The 17734-nt window shown below is 45.2% G+C and carries 12 protein-coding genes; 11 read left to right on the plus strand and 1 reads right to left on the minus strand.

Going from position 1 to position 17734, the window contains the following annotated elements; genetic code table 11:
- Positions 1-40: 40 nt before the first annotated feature.
- The 8 genes from DB847_RS05670 (at position 41) to DB847_RS05715 (ending at position 10462) form a co-directional block, all read left to right on the plus strand.
- Positions 41-382 carry a DUF3802 family protein gene (locus DB847_RS05670; RefSeq protein ID WP_108649818.1) on the plus strand — a complete coding sequence of 114 codons (342 nt, stop codon included), beginning with the start codon at positions 41-43 and terminating at the stop codon, positions 380-382.
- A gap of 335 nt (positions 383-717) precedes the next feature.
- Positions 718-5052: an RHS repeat-associated core domain-containing protein gene (locus tag DB847_RS05675; protein ID WP_159084415.1), complete on the plus strand. Its 4335-nt coding sequence runs from the start codon at positions 718-720 to the stop codon at positions 5050-5052.
- Between the two features lie 1596 nt (positions 5053-6648).
- Positions 6649-7032 (plus strand): IS200/IS605 family transposase, encoded by a 384-nt coding sequence (gene tnpA / locus DB847_RS05690; protein WP_234418594.1) that lies wholly within the window; start codon positions 6649-6651, stop codon positions 7030-7032.
- Positions 7033-7503: 471 nt separating this feature from the next.
- The gene (locus tag DB847_RS05700; RefSeq protein ID WP_108649823.1) at positions 7504-7920 is read left to right on the plus strand and encodes a hypothetical protein; all 417 of its coding nucleotides are present in this window, start codon (positions 7504-7506) and stop codon (positions 7918-7920) included.
- A 145-nt stretch (positions 7921-8065) separates the two neighbouring features.
- Positions 8066-8407, plus strand: coding sequence for a hypothetical protein (locus DB847_RS24250; RefSeq protein WP_159084416.1), 342 nt, complete (start codon positions 8066-8068; stop codon positions 8405-8407).
- A gap of 17 nt (positions 8408-8424) precedes the next feature.
- Complete coding sequence (locus DB847_RS05705) at positions 8425-8706, plus strand: hypothetical protein (protein ID WP_108649824.1); 282 nt, start codon at positions 8425-8427, stop codon at positions 8704-8706.
- 116 nt (positions 8707-8822) lie between these two features.
- The gene (locus DB847_RS05710) at positions 8823-9296 is read left to right on the plus strand and encodes a hypothetical protein (RefSeq protein WP_108649825.1); all 474 of its coding nucleotides are present in this window, start codon (positions 8823-8825) and stop codon (positions 9294-9296) included.
- A 458-nt stretch (positions 9297-9754) separates the two neighbouring features.
- Positions 9755-10462 (plus strand): oxidative stress defense protein, encoded by a 708-nt coding sequence (locus DB847_RS05715; RefSeq protein ID WP_159084417.1) that lies wholly within the window; start codon positions 9755-9757, stop codon positions 10460-10462.
- Positions 10463-10825: 363 nt separating this feature from the next.
- Here DB847_RS05715 and serA read toward each other — a convergent pair whose 3' ends face one another.
- Complete coding sequence (gene serA / locus DB847_RS05720) at positions 10826-12058, minus strand: phosphoglycerate dehydrogenase (RefSeq protein WP_234418595.1); 1233 nt, start codon at positions 12056-12058, stop codon at positions 10826-10828.
- A 201-nt stretch (positions 12059-12259) separates the two neighbouring features.
- On the opposite strand from serA, the gene wecA reads away from it, so the two are divergent.
- The 3 genes from wecA to DB847_RS05735 all read left to right on the plus strand — a co-directional run bounded on the left by wecA (position 12260) and on the right by DB847_RS05735 (position 17634).
- Positions 12260-13297, plus strand: coding sequence for a UDP-N-acetylglucosamine--undecaprenyl-phosphate N-acetylglucosaminephosphotransferase (gene wecA / locus DB847_RS05725; RefSeq protein ID WP_234418523.1), 1038 nt, complete (start codon positions 12260-12262; stop codon positions 13295-13297).
- 198 nt (positions 13298-13495) lie between these two features.
- Positions 13496-14830 carry a capsule assembly Wzi family protein gene (locus tag DB847_RS05730; protein ID WP_108649829.1) on the plus strand — a complete coding sequence of 445 codons (1335 nt, stop codon included), beginning with the start codon at positions 13496-13498 and terminating at the stop codon, positions 14828-14830.
- Entirely contained in the window at positions 14827-17634 is a 2808-nt protein-coding gene (locus DB847_RS05735; protein ID WP_159084418.1) for an SLBB domain-containing protein, read from the plus strand. Before DB847_RS05730 ends, DB847_RS05735 begins: the two co-directional genes overlap by 4 nt.
- The last annotated feature ends 100 nt before the right edge of the window (positions 17635-17734 follow it).

Consider the following 17734-nt stretch of genomic DNA (forward strand, 5'->3'; position numbering starts at 1 on the left):
AGTTTTAGTAGTGTGAAGGGATGGACACGCAAGAGTTGTTATGATCATTGACACCGACGGTTATCACGCGCTGATCGAATATCTGGTCGAAAACCTGGCCTTGTTTGAGCAGGTTTCCTCCGAAGAGGGGGGCTTGCTGACGGATGACTATGTGACAGATATGGTGGCTAACCATGTGATGGCGATCTGTGAACAAAATCCGCAGCTTGAGACCGAGGTGCGCTTTGCCCTGATGAAGGAGGCGGACAGGGTCGTTGAGGAGCTGCATGAGATCCTCTCTAATATCTGGAATCGCCAACCAACGGCAGAGCAGCAGGCATTTCTAAGTGAGTTTATCGATCTAATTAAGAACATGTTTGATGCGGCGGTGAATGCCGGCTGACTGCCTGGTCAAGTTTGCACGATGGGAGCGGAGCCTGAGGGCTCCGTTTTTGTTGGAGCCAGAAAAAGTTACGGCGGCTCTTATGGGTGACATCATTGCTTAATGTCACATTTTTACATCTAATGAAGCTATTCGCAGTGCAACCTATCTGGTTAATATGTAAGCGATTATCGGTTTTCTCCTGTAAGTGGCAGTTTGAAATAGTGACTTTGATTGTGGCGCTTACTCAGTGAACCTCTAGGCTTTAAGATAGTCACCAAATAACGGGACCTATCTGAGCTGGAGGTACAGATAGGGCAACAGTGAAGCCTATGCATGGATACCCGGCAGCTTGTTTGTCAAGTTTTGTTAATGCGGTAGCATTGGCTTTTGTCAGAGTGCTACTCCTCCTGGGAATGCTTTCCTATTCCTCCGATCTCCTCTCCATTGCTGCACCCGGCAATCATGTCTACTTTTATCATCAAAACGGAGCCGTGGCTCTGAGTGCCTGCCGGAGCAATGCTGAAAAGCATGGTGTGAGCTGCCATACCTGGCGTGGTCCTCAATACTATTTTTATGTCCCCGGTATCGATTACGAAGAGAATCATTACTACAAAACGCCGGATGAGCTGGACCCTCCACTCAAATCCAATGGTCAAACCTGTCTGGCTGCAGGCAATCCCATCGATATCGCCACCGGCAATAAGTTTCAGCGTGAAGTTGATCTCACCAGTGGTGGACCAGATCCCCTAGTGGTTGGGCGCAATTACAACAGCTCCAATGGCCTATGGCGCTTTGATTATTTTCAAAAAATCGAGATGAGAAGCGATCCGGCTGAGGTTTGGTTAAGGCGCGGTGATGGTAAGACTTTTATCTATCGAAATACCGGGAGTAGCTGGCAATCCGATGCTGATGTTTATCATAAGCTTGAGCAATCGATAGAGGGCTATGACTGGCGGCTGACTCTGCAATCTGGTGGTGCTGAATACTATGACTCCAAGGGGCGACTACTGCGAGTGATCGATGCTCAGGGGAGGATTAAGACCCTCAGTCATGATGATCTTGGGGTGACAGTTCAAAATGGATTTGGTAAGAGCCTGCGTTTTGAATACGGCTCTCATGGAATGGTCCAGCTGGTGAGACTCAATGGAGAGCTTACACTTAGTTATCAATATGACGATTGGCAGCGCTTAATTGCTGTGACCTACCCGGACGGTACCCAAAAACAGTATCACTACCACCCAACACAGACAGCATTGTTAACAGGGATCACCGATGAGCGTGGTGTGCGCTTTGCAAGCTGGGAATATGATGCTGAGGGGCGGGCAATTCTGAGTGAGCACGCGGGACAGGAGCGTACAAAGCTTAGCTATAACCAGGATGGTTCAACTACCGTTACCAATGCTCTGGGTAAAGAGACCACCTACCATTTTACTGAAATTGAAACCCTCAAGAGGGTTACTCGTGTGGACGGGCATGCATCAGCACACTGCTTAGCGGCAAGCAAAGAGTATGGCTATTACGATAACGGCCTTGCTAAAACCAAGACAGATTGGCAGGGAAATGTGACTCGCTTTGAATACAATGAGCGGGGCCTGATTAGCTTGCAGGTTGAGGCTGAGGGGACCGCAGAGGAACGTCGGACTCATTGGCTATGGGATCCGCTCAAGCCACTGGCTGTGAGCAAGATTCAGGGAGATCACGTGCTTAGCTATGGGTATGATCTCTCCGGGCGCTTGATCCGCCTGCAACATTCAACCGGGGGGACATGGCAATACAGTTATAACAGCCAGGGACTGTTGGCCACTGCAGACGGTCCGAGGAGTGATATTCAGGATATCACCCGCTATCAGTATGACGCCGATGGAAATCTTACCGAGGCGCTTAACCCTGCGGGTCACAGTTGGCGGTTTGGCAGCTACACTGTTCTTGGAAAGCCGGGCTGGAGTTTAGATCCCAATGGTATTCAGACTCTCTACCGATACGATAGTTTGGGGCGAATTTTATCATCTAAGAAAGCGGGCGAGCTGACACATTATAGCTATGATCTCGTAGGTCAACTAGCCCAGCTTATTACCCCGGATGGCCTGCAAACCCGCTTCAGCTATGATGATGCACGCCGTTTGACCACTGTGATCTATGCCGATGGTAGTCAGCTGCTGCTTAGCTATGATGCTCAGGGGAATATTGTTCAGCAACAACTGATTAGTGCTGCGGGAGTTGTGAGTCGTCAGCGAGCTTTTCGCTATGACGAAATGAGTCGTCTGCTTGGGGTGATCTTAGAGCAGGGAGAGCACGGTTACCGCTATGATTTGAACAGTAACCCGATTTCTGGAGTCGATGGCATAGGGCATGAGCACTTCAGAGCCTATGACGCGCTTAACCGCTTGATTAACCATCAGGATGAAGCAGGCGGAGTAACCAGGCTCAGCTACAATCAGCAGGATGCCATCATTTTGGTGACGGCGCCCAACAATGCAGCAACGAGTTACAGCTATGATGGATTGGGTAACCGAACTCACAGAGCCAGCCCGGATACAGGCACAACCAGTTATCAGTATGATGATGCAGGGAATCTGACTCTCAGAACAGATTCCCTGGGCCGACAGGAAAGCTATCGTTATGATGCGCTCAACCGCCTGATTGAGCGTAAAGCCGGTTCCTCAGTAACCCACTACCAATACGATGAGACAGAGCCAGGTCAGTATGGTATTGGCCATTTAACCGGTCTTAATAATGCCTCCTCTGAGCTCAGTTTCAGCTACGATGCTCACGGTCGCTTGACTGAGCAGTCCCATAAATATCTTCTCTCAGCGGATGCTATAGCCCATCAATTCAACATCAGCTACGCCTATGCCTCGGGCGGTAAGCTGACACAACTCACCCTTCCTGAAAACAACAGGGTCCAAAACCGATACGATGCTTTCGGGCGTATTCAGGCCATTGAGTTTATTGGCTCAGATGGGATTATAAATCCAGTGGTTAGTAACATCGAATATGATGCAGCTGGCGGCATCACAGCAATGGTTTGGGGGAACGGGACTCAGGAGATCCGTAACTATAATCGGGATGGCCGCTTGACCTATATGAGCATCCCGGGAGTGACAGATCTCAGTTATCGCTATGATGCCAATGGTAACCTGCTGGAGATTGGCGAGAACAGTTACAGCTACGACATGTTAAACCGTCTGACTGGGGAGAAAAGCCTGCAGAAGACTCTAAGCTACAGTTACGATGCTGTTGGTAACCGACGGGAGCGATCGGGTGAAGGCGGCAGTAGTAACCAGATCCTGAACTATCAGGTGGCCAGTAATCGCCTCGTCAGCCAGGATGGCAAAGCGGTGAGCCTGGATGAGCTCGGACGCTTGCTAACAACCTTTGATGATAAAGAGCTGCAGTACAATCAGGATGGGCGGCTCTCCTCCATTCCTGCTGCCAATGTAGAGTATCGCTATAACGGACTGGGTCAGCGGATCCTGAAGCTTCAGCAGGGCACGGCTAAAAAATTCAAATATTGGCAGTGCCGTCGTCAGGCCATTCGTGAGTTTTTCAGGAGTCTAAAAACCGAACATTGGCGTGGGTTCAGGGCGAAATACCAGAGCCTCAAGCAGTCCCTCAAGATCTGTAAACAGAAGCGCAAAGAGTACCGCAAACTTAAGCGTCAGGGAGGCCTTAAGCAGGCGAAGACAACCAGCTACGCCTATGATCTGCATGGCCAATTAATCGCTGAGTACAGTGAAGAGCAAGGTTATAAATTCTATCTTTGGCTGGGTAGCCGACCTGTCGCCATGGTTCAGATCATTCAGGAGGGGGATGGGTTTGTGACTGGCCCAGTAACTTACCTTCACACCGATCACCTTAATACCCCGCGCTGGGGCACTGATTCAAAGCAGCAATTGGTTTGGCGATGGCAATCTGATGCCTTTGGCGTTGGTGAGGCCCATGACCCGCACAAACTTAACATCAACTTGCGCTTCCCCGGGCAGTACTATGACTCAGAAACTGGTTTGCACTATAACTACCATAGATACTACGATCCTGAGACCGGGCGTTATATCACCAGTGATCCGATTGGGTTGGTTGGAGGAGTGAATACTTATGGCTATGCTCTTGGAAATTCAATCAATCTAAGTGATCCCTATGGCTTATGTCCATGGTGCGTAGTTGGTGCAGTTATAAGTGGTGGTATTAATGCCTACTCACAGTATCAAGAGAATAAAGGTTTTAATAACTTCAATTGGGTAGACTTTTTGGGTAGTACTGCTACAGGGGCCTTAGGAGGGGGGCTTGGTACACTTGCTTCACGTTTGACTTGGCGGGCTGCCGGCAGTACTTGGCAGTTAAGCACCTTGGGACAAGTTGCAGTTAATAGTATTGGTAGCTCTGCTATTGGGGCAGGTGTAGCTTCTATTCAGAACAGGCTCAATGGACGTTGCAGTAATGTTTCTGGTGCGGCCATTAATGGACTGATAGTTGGTGTTTTGGGAGCGGGCTTAGGTAGCGGCATATCAAAAATAATCAAAAGCTTAAACCACTCGAAATATAATGCATTGCCATTAGAGATTAGGTTATTATACGATTCTAATGCGCTACATGGTGTTAGGCGACCTGTATTTATACCAGGCGGAGTTACTTTTGGTAATTCTATAGGAAGTACAGTGTCAAATATGAATATCTATGAATATCTATGAATATCTATGAGTATGGAGTGATAGAATAGTGAACATAATAATATATATGTTGATATATTTTATTGGGTTTCCGGTTTTTGGAGGAGTTTTTGGTCTCTTGTTTTTTCATATTTTAAATTTTTTGAATGGACCTTTAAATGATACTTTTCTTTGGCTGTCAGTTATTGGGTGGTCTGGATTTTGTTTATTCTCAGGGTGCTATGGATTTTATTTTATTATTAGGATGGAGAAATTAACAAGAAAAAGTAAGCGCAAATAATTTTCGTAGAGGATGTTTATATTAATAGGAATCTTACAATATGTGAGTTTATAATTCTCATGTCTATACGAGTCAGTATTAGCTAGTTATGAGTAGTTAAATAAAAACACATTCATCTATAATTGTCATTTAATAGCTGGTTGCCAGAATGTAAATGTAACATCATCGACGAAGGGATTGATAGATATCTTCAAGATAGAAAGGAAATTTTATGTTTGTAACATATGTATTTGATGTTCTGTTTAACATTATATTTTCATACATTGTAGTCTCAGGCGCCGTCAGTAAGACTGACGCACCAACGGCGACATCTATGTTTTTATTTATAAATGCTATAACGCTATACGTTACAGCCCTAGATAAAGAAAGCCGGGTGTTCAAACTCAAAATAAGAAACAACTTAGGAAGTAAATATGTTTACTACCATATGATAAAGTTTGTCATGATGATGATTTTTATGGATGCTTTATCTCGTTATACTTAACGGTTTGATTTTATTGCTGTTTAAATGAAGTATCTAGTATGACTAGACTCTTATCATTACTATTAAATTAGCTGCTGGGTCATTTTGTGAAACGGAATAAATTAAATGAATATTTGGATTGAAGTTATTCTATTCTTTGCTTGTTGCGCAGTGTTAATGGTGCTATTGATCTCTTTGTATGGAGAAATATTATTGATAGCGGGAACTGGAACTTTAATTAAAAGAAAAATGCTGTCATGCATATCTATTGTTGTCGCATGCTTTACTTTTACTCTTCCAATTAGCATAAGCTTTAGTTTCTTCGATGGATGGAGAGAAATGTTCCAAACCAATCAGAATTTCCATATGTTATTCATTTTTCTATATGCTCTCTCAATCATACCAGCACTGATCTATTTTAGGATTAAATATCTAACTAAACTTAAATCAATGGGTTTCTTTTACCATTGGTGAATATATTATATTGAAAAGTGTTGAAAACCCATGATGATATTAGAAACAGTTAATATTTCCACATTGAGGTCTACTGATTCCCTGCTGTTGGTAAACCTGTAAATTCACTAAGTGTTAGTAAGACCCTAGTAAGATAGTCTGTTCTGTAATCGAAGGTGATTCTATTGATTGTATCGATATAACAATTTAGAGGTTGTAGTCATGATTTGAATTGAAACAACAGTGTTCTTTTTATTGTCACCCCTAAACCACCGCCTAAGGCGGTGGTGATTGTAAAATCGAGGCTATAGCACTGAAGAGTGCCCATGCTAGAAATGACCTGCTTATTCACCACAATAAGAGGTCTAACATGGGCGATTACAGAAGTTCATCACATGTCTACTAGCGTTGCAAATATCATATCGTTTGGACTCCGAAATACCGTTTTAAGATCCTAAGAAACAAGATCGGGAAGGAGCTTTATCGGAGCATTTATATCCTGTGCAATATGAAGGAATGTGAGGTTCTGGAGCTGAACATTCAGTACGATCATGTTCACTTGGTTGTGATAGCACCACCTAAGCTATCGATATCAGGGTTGATGGGGACTTTGAAGGGGAGGACAGCAATCAGATTGTTCAATAAATTTCTTCATATACGGAAAAAGCAATGGGGAAACCACTTTTGGGCAAGGGGATATTTCGTAGATACGATAGGGGTAAATGAGGTAATAATCAGGAGATATGTTCGCCACCAAGATAAGCAGGATATTGAGCATGAGCGACAGCTCGGCTTGCTCGATTGAAGCCTATTGCCCCTTCCAGGGGCTTCTAAGAAAGCCACCTTCTAAGAAGGTGGATGTTTACTATACGTAATAATTTTCTTGATATCCTTCATACTTTATGGGGGTTCTCTGTGTTATATCGGAAAATCTAATGTTATTGTCAGAAATATCTCAGCAATCGTTGTGTACTTTTTCTTTTCGCTTATACTTATATCTCCAGTGATTATATCATTCAAGATTATGGAGAACTGGAGGCTTGAGTTTGTTAATAATTTCCTTTACACGCTCCTTTATATAATTCTCTACATTTTATCGTTAGTTCCCGGATATGTTGTCTTTAAAAATGTCTACCTAAATAAGTTGAAGATGCTTGGTTTTTTTAGATAATGGGGAGTGAATAATAAACCGTGCTAGCACTGATTGGGTTAATATCTTTACTAAAGTGACTTTTATGGGTGGAATGGCAGGGTTTGAAGTGATAGGGTGGCTATTATGAAGATAATAAATAATTTTTGGGGAATGCCATTACTTATGAGGTATCTAGTTTTGCTAGGTTTACTTGGGCCATTTATTGCATTGTATTCTGTATCATCTGACTATGTGTATGGATTTGATGGGGTTAAAAGAGGGTTGGAAGTTGAAGCCCTTACCAAATTTTTAATCGTGCTTTGTATGTTCCCTACTTTTTTGGGCTCAATCATGATGCTATTTAAGATTAGGGCGTCTATATTACTATATAGTGGCGGGTGGTTTATCGTTTGTTTGTCACCATTACTTGTTGACTCAATAAAGACTCTGAATGGAATGTGGCTGTATCAGTTCATATTTGAAATGTTTATAGGTTTCGCTGTGGTCTGCTATTTCGTTATAAATAAACGTGTTAAAGAATATTTTGCTATCGACGAGTGAATTTAAAAAGTAATTAACTCCATAATAAGGAGTCATAATATGGGTTCTGGTAAGGATGGCGGCCTGATAATAAAACTATGCAAAGCTATATATAGCATGTCTGTCACCATTTACTTTTCTTTATATCCTACTGTTTCAATTGGTAATGAACGATGAGATTTCTTTAATTCATGCCATAGGGTTATCTCAATTATGGGTGATTGTTTTTATCTTAATTAAAGGATATAGGATCGAAGTGTCTAATAACTATTGCTGTATAGCTAGTATCTTGAGAAGTACGAAAACATTTAAAATCAGTGAACTTGACCATATTAGAATTGTTTCACCTCTTGAGGGGGGATTTTCTCGTATATGGAAGCCTCCATTTCGAGCTGCTTTTTGTTTAAAAGATGGTAGAGAAATAGAAGTAAATATAAAGATGTATGAGTTAGAAAAACTTGAATCTGTAGCTAAGGCTTGCGGTGTAGTGTTCATAAATTCGGATTGAGGCAAGAAAGGTTTATTATGAAACATAAGCGTTTTATGCCAAGCGAAGTCTTATTGTCTCGTCTGCTATCTTTCGGCATTGCTATCGGCATGATACTAGCGGGAGTCATCGCTAGCACCTGGTGGATTGACGGGAACCTAGAAAAAGGGGTTTTTTGCTTGATCGGAATGACAGTTTTCACTATTCACAATGGGATTAGGGTTCTCGAATGCAATAAAGATAAGAAACTTTTTATTATTATATTTATAATCCCATTGATTGTCAGTGGCGTGTTTTTTATTTTTGGGTTTTTTATTTAGGACTTATGGATAAGATTATTCGGTAACTAAACGGGTTCTTAAGAGAGTGATAGAATAAATCGTACTACTCAACTAATAGAAGATGTTGAGAAATACAAGCATAATAAGGAGATTGGATGAAGGATTTCATGATGGCACTTATCTTTTCTAAGATGGTGCTATTAACAGCATCACCTATATCAATTTTTGATGGAGTATATAGTATTTATCTAGATAAACCTATATCAGCTGTCACGTCAGGGGCTAGCTTACAACTAGATGTGACATCTATGGTTTTGGGAGTTGACTTTAATGACATTCTCGAAATAAGAAGGGAAGTCAAGAGGCTATTCCCGAGTGGCTCAATATCAGCAAACTTGATAGGTCGTGGTGTAAATACAGAATTACTATATGATGGGAATACTTTTATTGGTGGCAGAAAAGTATACTTATCTTTGACTGGAAATATACCAGTTAGTACCGAGTGGAATAGAGTAACAATAGATAGTGATATCAATTTAAAAAATGTTTTAATTGAATGGAAGAACTACAAGAATCAGGTGAAAGGTAAATGTAATGCTAATAATGAAAATTGGTGGCTATTTTCTTGATTTCTTTTCCTAGTGAATGGGTGTTCATTATTATGGATATTCAGAGATTGCGATTTTTCATTTTGTGGGTTGTTCAGGCTGTCTTGATAACTGTCCATTTGGTTTTAGATGATGACAGAGATGGAACCTTTATAACATGGCATTACTTTACGGCACTAATTTACTTCATATTTGTATGTGGTTATATAATTTCACTCAGGTGCCCAAACTCTTCATGCCGGGTGCCTCAAATTTATAGAGGGATATCTCCACTCTCTTGGCGCCTTCCCTCAGATTACTGCTGGAAATGCGGATTAAAGATCAAGAAGGATAGAGAGTGAACTTTTATATTATTGGCTGATGTGCCTCTGCATGGGGATCTCAGATATCAGCCAAGCTGGGAGAGTGATGCCAAACTGGTTGCAACTTGTTACAGTGGGGGGTGTCTGATGGAGAAGAAAAACCACCAAGGAGTAACCATGAAAAAAATGATGTTGGCAGCCCTGCTGGCCTTAAGCTCGACTCTTCCTCTTGCCGCCCATGCCATCGATGTTCCCGAGGCACCCCATGTGATCACCAGTGGCTATGCCGAAGTCAAAGCTGCGCCGGATATGGCAACTCTGTCATTTTCAGTCACACAATCCAATAAAGAGAGTTTGGCAGCCAAACAACAGGTAGACGAGAGAGTTGGGAAATTCCTCACTGAATTAGAACAGTTGGGGATTGCTAAAACCGATATCGAAGCGGGGAATCTCATCACCAATCCTGAATATCGCTACCCTAAGGATCAGCCCCGTGAGCTGACAGGGTACCGAGCGACCCGGCAATTGACGGTTCGGCTCAATAAGCTCGATGATCTCAGCAAGTTGGTCGATAGTGCTCTCAAGGTAGGGATCAATCAAGTCAACCGGATCAGTTATGGTGTGAAAGAGGCAGATAAGCTAAAGCGTAAGGCTCTGCAGCTCGCGATCAAAGACTCTAAACATAAGGCGAGTCTCTTGGCTCGCTCTTATGATGCCAAATTGGGTAAGGTTTACGCGATTGAATATCAGCCTCAGGCCACCCCTGGCCCAATGCCTCGCTATGGAATGAATATGATGGCGATGGAAGCAAAGACTAACACTTACGTTAAAAACGATATTACTTTCAGTGATTCTATTCAGGTGGTGTTTAAGCTTAAAGAATAACCATGAAAAGACCTCCTCCGTGCTTCCATACTTGGTTTAAGGGCCCCGTCTATTTGCTCTGAGAGTTTCAAATAGGAGCAAAGGGTAAGCGGCATGGATGCAGTAAAAAGACAATCAGTTCATGGACGCACTGTTTGTCTGTACCTTTGCGAATTTGAAACTTGAGGATGAAGCAAATTTCGGGGTGTCCTTGAGAGTGAAGAGGGTATTGGACAAGCAATACCTTCTTCCCGTTGTTGCTCGGTAGCGACAATGTGCTGCAGGCACAAATTAGTGGGCCCAGGCCAAACAATGTAAATAGCTCATAGGGCGACAGCATGTGGTTGTACCGCCCTCGAAGTTTGCTCCTTTGGAAAAGGAGAGCTAATACAAGATCCTCGCCCTGATAGTCCCTTCAATCTGTTTCAGTTGAGTAAGCAACTGTTCCCCATTTTCTGTTTCAACATCCGTGACTACATAACCGATATCTGCATTGGTCTGCAGGTATTGGGCGGCGATATTGATTCCGGAATCGGCAAACACATGGTTCATAGCCGTTAACACACCCGGACGATTGTGGTGGATATGCAGCAGCCGACAGGCATCGTTGTGAGGGGGTAGGGTGACCTCAGGGAAGTTTACGGCTGAAAGGGTCGTACCGTTGTCAGAGTAGCGGGTGAGTTTTTCAGCAACTTCTGTTCCGATATTCTTCTGCGCCTCCTGGGTTGATCCCCCGATATGCGGAGTCAGGATCACATTATCAAACTCCTGTAGCGGGCAATCAAATGGGTCGCCATTGGCCTTTGGCTCTTGTGGGTATACGTCGATAGCTGCTCCACCAATATGTTCAGCGCGCAGGGCTTCCGCCAAGGCATCGATATCCACTACATGGCCCCGCGCCGCATTTATAAGGATTGAACCAGGTTTCATCCGGGAAAGCTCGCGGGCGCCTATCATCTGATGAGTGAGCTCAGTTTCTGGCACATGCAGTGACACCACATCCGAGATTGCCAGAAGCTGATTGAGATAACTGATCTGGGTTGCGTTCCCCAACGATAGTTTATTCTGAATATCGTAGTAACAAACTTTCATCCCGATGTTCTCGGCCATGACTCCGAGCTGGGTTCCTATGTGGCCATAGCCAATGATCCCCAGGGTCTTGCCTCGTGCTTCAACCGCATTACGGGCGGTTTTATCCCAAATCCCCCGGTGGGTGAGCATATTTTGCTTTGGAATGCCGCGCATTAGAAGTAAAATCTCGCCCAATACCAACTCTGCTACGCTGCGAGTGTTGGAAAATGGTGCATTAAATACAGGTATCCCCATCAGCTGTGCTGCATCGAGAGCGATTTGGTTGGTGCCAATGCAGAAGCAACCGATCCCCGCAAGCTTGGGCAGCTGGCGCAAAATCTCGGGAGTAAGTTGAGTTCGCGAGCGAATGCCGACAAAGCGCGCATCTTTGAGGGTTTTTACCAGATCTTTAGGGGGTAAACTACCGGACAAAGTGGTGATATTGTGGTAACCTTCGCGTTTGAAAATTTCGCTGGCGTTGGGATGGATTCCTTCTAGCAGCACCACCTTGAGCTGCTCCTTGTCGAGGGATAGGCGAGTCATTATTGTCCTTATAATTGTTCCGTAGTTGCTGGTTATATCACCAAAAAGCAGGAGAAACAGCAAGTATGGGTTACCCGATAGTAAAACTGTGTTATAAAAGGTTCGCTAAAATGCTTTACCCAGCCCTCTGGACTCGAGTTTAACTACATGGACGTTGTACGACTACTCCTCGTTTTTTTGATCTCCTTGATCTCGCTATTTGTCATGCGCAAAGTCGCACGGCGTGTCGGTCTGCTTGATAAACCCAGTGGGCGAAAAAAGCACAAGGGTTCCATTCCCTTAGTTGGTGGTATCTCTCTTTTCATCGGAGTGACCTGTTATCTGGTACTTACCTCCTTTTCTACACCTGGCTCGATTCTCTATTTTGGCTGTGCCCTGGTGCTACTTATCGTCGGGGTACTGGATGATAGGTTCGATCTGAGTGTCAAGAGTCGGATGCTGATCCAGCTGATCGTGACTGTAGTCATGATGGTTGTCGGCAATTTATGGCTTAAATCTTTTGGAAATCTTTTAGGGTTCGGAGAGCTCAATCTTCGCATCGGTGGAATCGGTTATCTGGTCACTGTGTTAGGTGTTATCGGTGCCATCAATGCATTCAATATGGTTGACGGTATCGACGGCCTGCTTGGTGGGTTAGCGAGCGTAACCTTGGCTGGACTGGGCTACTGGTTTTATATGGCTGGCCTTCATCAACTGGCAGCCTTCTGTTTTGCCTTCATCGCTGCAACTATCCCCTATATTTTGCTCAACCTTGGGATCCCCTGGGGCCGTAAGTTCAAAGTCTTTATGGGCGATGCTGGGAGCATGGTGATCGGTTTTAGCGTGATCTGGCTGCTGATGCAGGCAACGCAGGGAACTCATACAACAATGCGTCCAGTCACCGCTCTATGGCTGGTCGCTATTCCCCTGATGGATATGGTGGCTATCATGGCGCGGCGGATTAAAAAGGGTCAATCTCCCTTCAAACCAGATCGTAACCATCTACATCATATTCTGTTGCGTGCTGGCTTCACTTCAGGGCAAACCCTGTTAGTGATCTGTGTGATGTCTGCCCTTCTGGCTTGTATCGGCCTGACAGGTGAGATGCAAGATATTCCAGCCCCTGTGATGTTGTTGAGCTTTTTAGTCCTGTTTGTGCTGTATAACCTAGCGATCCGACACATCTGGCGAGTGACTAAGCTTATTCGTCGTTTTAATCGCCCCTCCGTAAAGGCTGGCAATAAGCCCGGGAGTTTGCTGTAATCCCAAGGTTTGTTTTTCCTGAGATATTTACAAGGTAATCATTTGGTACTTGCGACAGCATTGGGGAGCTGAAACCTCGGGGCGGTAGCGTGCCTGAATAAGTGGTATAGCTTTCCAGTCTTTGGAAGAGCATTGTATTTACTCCCTGCTGGAGCAGCTTAGTCTTACCATCAAGTCTAAGAGAATAAGGATATCTGAGTGCGTTGTTGGCAAGCCTCTTTCATTGCGTTCGCTTTTTTGAATATACATGTTGCTAAGGCCTCTCCCTGGGTTGAGCCGGATGATCCAATGCTGCGGGTTAACCTGCAGCAGCTGGCTGATGCGGGTTACATCAAGGCTCCGCTCACCACCTTTCCGCTGCAGTGGGCCTTGCTTAATGATGATCTGCAAAAAATAGATCCGCTCAAGCTTCCAGACTATTTGAATCTTGCGTATCGGTATGTAAAGCATTACTACAATGATGCACGTCTTGGTAGGGGCACCTCACGACTTAAGATGCTGAGTACCACCCAGGCTCCTTATCGATTGGGTTATGGCTCTTTTGCCCGGGATGAGTGGGGTGTGTATTCAAGCTATGAACATACAGATGCCAAGTTCTCATTTCGGGTGAATGCAAACTATGCCAAGCAGACCGATGGCGACAAAAAATTTAATTATCAGGGAAGCTATGCCGCGATTGCCAATGGCTCGCTGACTGTTGCTGTGGGAGAGTTGGAGCGTTGGTGGGGGCCTGGCTGGCAATCAAGCCTCAGTTGGTCACAAAATTCTAACGCTGTGCCTGCAATATCTACCTCTTGGTTTGGTTTACAAAATCCTATACTGGGTGATTGGTCCTTCATCAGCTTAGTAGGGCAGCTCGACTCGACCAGCCCCAATAATTACCTGTGGGCCAGCAGGATTAGCTCGAAACCATGGCAGTGGTTGGAGCTAGGGGGGTCGTTTCAGAGCTACTGGGGGGCGTCCGGGCAAGCCCGTTATGACGAGTTTCCCAAAGTCATAACAGACCAGGAAGACACGGCAAGGCGGCAGACTAGTTTGGATATGCGGATTCAGCTTCCCAGTATGGGAGAGGTGAGCCAGGGGATTTATGGCCAGATAGTTAGCGGCCAGCAACAGACCAAACTTTCAAGTTACCTCTATGGTTATGAGACCAGCTGGTTCTTAGCAGGGCAACAGGCCCACCTGGTATTCGAGCGGCAAAAGCTTCACGATGATTACTGGCTGCTTAATGATGATGACCCCAACCTGATGGTCAATGAGGATCGGACCATCAATGATCAGCGGCTGGCAACCCTGTGGTCAGCCGGGGGTATCTTCTTTTTAGTAACGAGCATCAATTGCAACTGTTTGTTCATCGGATTAACCCTGAAACAGAATCTATCTTTTATCAAACCTCTTTGGAATATCAGTTGCCGCTATGGAAGGGGCAACTTCATTTGGGCACCGATTATCGTACTCAGCATGCTGATGATGATCGCCTGGGTATGTGGATTGGCTGGGACTTTCGCTTTTAGGAGTAGATGGGAAGCATGAAAAGGATAACAATAAGACAGATCATCCGCTATGCGAAGATCTCCATGTTGGGGCTGTGTAGCTTGACGGCAATCTCTAACACGACTTGGGCCTTTACCCCCAGTGCTCAGCAGATTTCCGAGTTTCAAAAACTGCCGGAATCACAGCAAAAGGCCTTAGCCCAGCAATATGGTGTTGATCTCAGCCAGTTTCAGGCAACAGGGTCTTCTGATGGACAACAGCAAAAGCAACCTGTTGTCCCAACCATAGGGCAAAGGCAGGTTGATTACCAAAAAAATAGTCAGCGTAGCGATACACAGAAAGCCTCTCCCTATCAGGATAAAAAGCTAAAACCCTTTGGTTATGATGTGTTTGCAGGCCAGCCAACCAGCAGCACACCTCTAAATGATATTCCGGTTCCTGATGATTATATGATTGGCCCGGGCGATGAGCTTAAGATCCAGCTCTATGGCAAGGAAAATCAGCAGTTTTCATTAGATGTGAGCCGTTCAGGAGAAGTCGACTTTCCGAATCTCGGGCCGATTTCTGTTGCAGGGCAAACCTTTAGTGAGCTGAAAAAGTCCCTGAAGGAGCGAGTTGCTAAGCAGATGATTGGGGTGGATATTGCAGTGAGCCTGGGTTCACTTCGTACCATCCCGGTATTTGTTTTGGGCGATGCTTATCAGCCCGGAGCCTATAACGTCAATGCCTTGACCACAGTATCACAAGCCCTGATTGCCGCAGGGGGGATCGACACAGTTGGCTCACTGCGTAATATTGAGATCAAACGTCACGGCAAACTGGTTGAGCATCTTGATCTCTACCAGATGCTGCTTAAGGGTAACTCTAAGGGTGATATTCGCCTTCGGGCCGGTGATGTGGTGTTTATCCCCGCCAAGGGGCCGACGGTGGCAATCAGCGGCCAGGTACAGCGCCCTGCCATCTATGAACTCAAGGGTAAAGAGACCTTTGCCCAGGCGATTGCCAATGCCGGTGGTATCAAAGCCAAGGGTGCTAAAAATGATATTGCGCTTAAGCGACAGACTAACTCGGGTATTAAGGTCTATACCCTGAACCTGACTAATAAGAGCGACCGCAGTTTCCGAATCGAAAACGGTGACCAGCTTAAGGTTAAAAAGCAGAGCTCTCAGCTCACCAGTTACATCAAGCTCAAGGGAGCAGTCGTTCGTCCTGGTGTCTACCAGTATCACAAGGGGATACGAGTTTCCGATCTGTTAACGTCAATTAACTCTTCGCTTACTCAAGGGACAGATCTGGATTACGCACTGCTGGTGCGTAAGATCAACCTGCAGGGCGATATCGAGACTTACCAGTTTAACCTTAAGGATGCCATCTTAAACAAGGGTAGTAAGGATGATCTGAAGCTTAGCAATAAAGATGAGATCCTGGTGTTCAGTGAGGCTCGGGCCAGCAGCAATCAAAGCGATGATAACTCTGATCTGAGCAATAGTGATAATAATCAAGCAACAGGTAATCAGAAGCATAGTGCATACAGTGGTCAGCAGGGTCAGCAGGGTCAGCAGGGTCAGCAGGGTCAGCAGGGTCAGCAGGGTCAGCAGGGTCAGCAGGGTCAGTATCAGCAGGGCCAATACCAGGCGCAAGCTAATTCCCAAGCCCAATCATCCGGGCAGGATAGACTCCAGCAGCTGCAGGATAACGGGATCAAAAAGCTTAGCCTGACCTCGTTGGAGCAAAAGACGACCAGTGAACAGATCTCCGATTATTCCCGTAATGCTCTATTGGATCCGATTATTGAAGAGCTGCGCCTGCAGGCGAATATCAATCAACCGGTGCAGATCATTGAGATCAGCGGTGCGGTGAGGTACCCCGGGGTATATCCACTTAGTGTTGGTGAGCGGCTAAGTGATCTAGTGAGAGCTGCCGGAGGCCTCGAGGAGTCAGCCGATCTTAATACTGCCGAGATGAGCCGGGTGACCATAGTGAATGGTCGCCAGCAGATCACCCATAAGCGCTTTGATCTTGGGACTAGCCTTAACTCTAAGGTTGGGGGTGATTTCGAGCTTCAGTCTAAGGACAGAGTGAATATCTTTACCAAGCCTGAGTGGCGAGAAGAGAGCAGTGTAACTTTGAAAGGGGAGGTGAAGTTCCCTGGTACATACACCATCCAGCAGGGGGAGACTCTGGATGATGTGATAAAGCGTGCTGGCGGTCTCACTCGTTTTGCATATCCACAGGGCGCAGTGCTAAGCCGTGAAAGCCTTAAAGAGCAGGAAGCATCTCAGATCGAGATGATGAAAAAGCAGATGGAGCAAGAGATTGCTCAGCTAACTCTGCGTCGTCAAACCAGTGTAGCCCAATATCCATCCTCACCAAGTGAAGCGATGAAGGTGGTTGACGAGCTGCAAAATGCCAAACCGGTTGGACGTTTGGTCATCAACCTGCCAGCCATCCTCAAAGGAAACGAGCAGGATGATGTGATGCTCCAAGGTGGAGATCTCCTGTATGTGCCGGTGAAGCAGAAGGTAATCAGTGTTGTAGGCCAAGTACAATTCCCTGCAAGCTTTGTGTTTGACCCTCGTGAGAGCGTGAGTGATTATCTCAATAAGGCAGGTGGTACCAAGGCTCAAGCTGATGACGATCGCATCTATGTGATCCGAGCTAACGGATCTGTGATGCTGCCAAACAACTCTTATTGGTTCAGCCGTAAGAATGATGAATTGCAACCAGGTGATACCATTGTTGTACCAATCAATAGCAACTACCTGGATAAGCTGAGTATTGCCAGCACAGCAACCCAGATGCTGTATCAGATTGGTGTAGCATATAAGGCAATCAGCGACTAACTGAGTAAGCATGGACTGCGTTATTAAGTAGGTCATGCTTATGATGATTTCAGTGACTCATTGTTTTTAGGCAATGGGTCACTTTTTTATTTGTAGAAAC

The sequence above is a fragment of the Dongshaea marina genome, from assembly GCF_003072645.1.
Lineage (GTDB): Bacteria > Pseudomonadota > Gammaproteobacteria > Enterobacterales > Aeromonadaceae > Dongshaea > Dongshaea marina.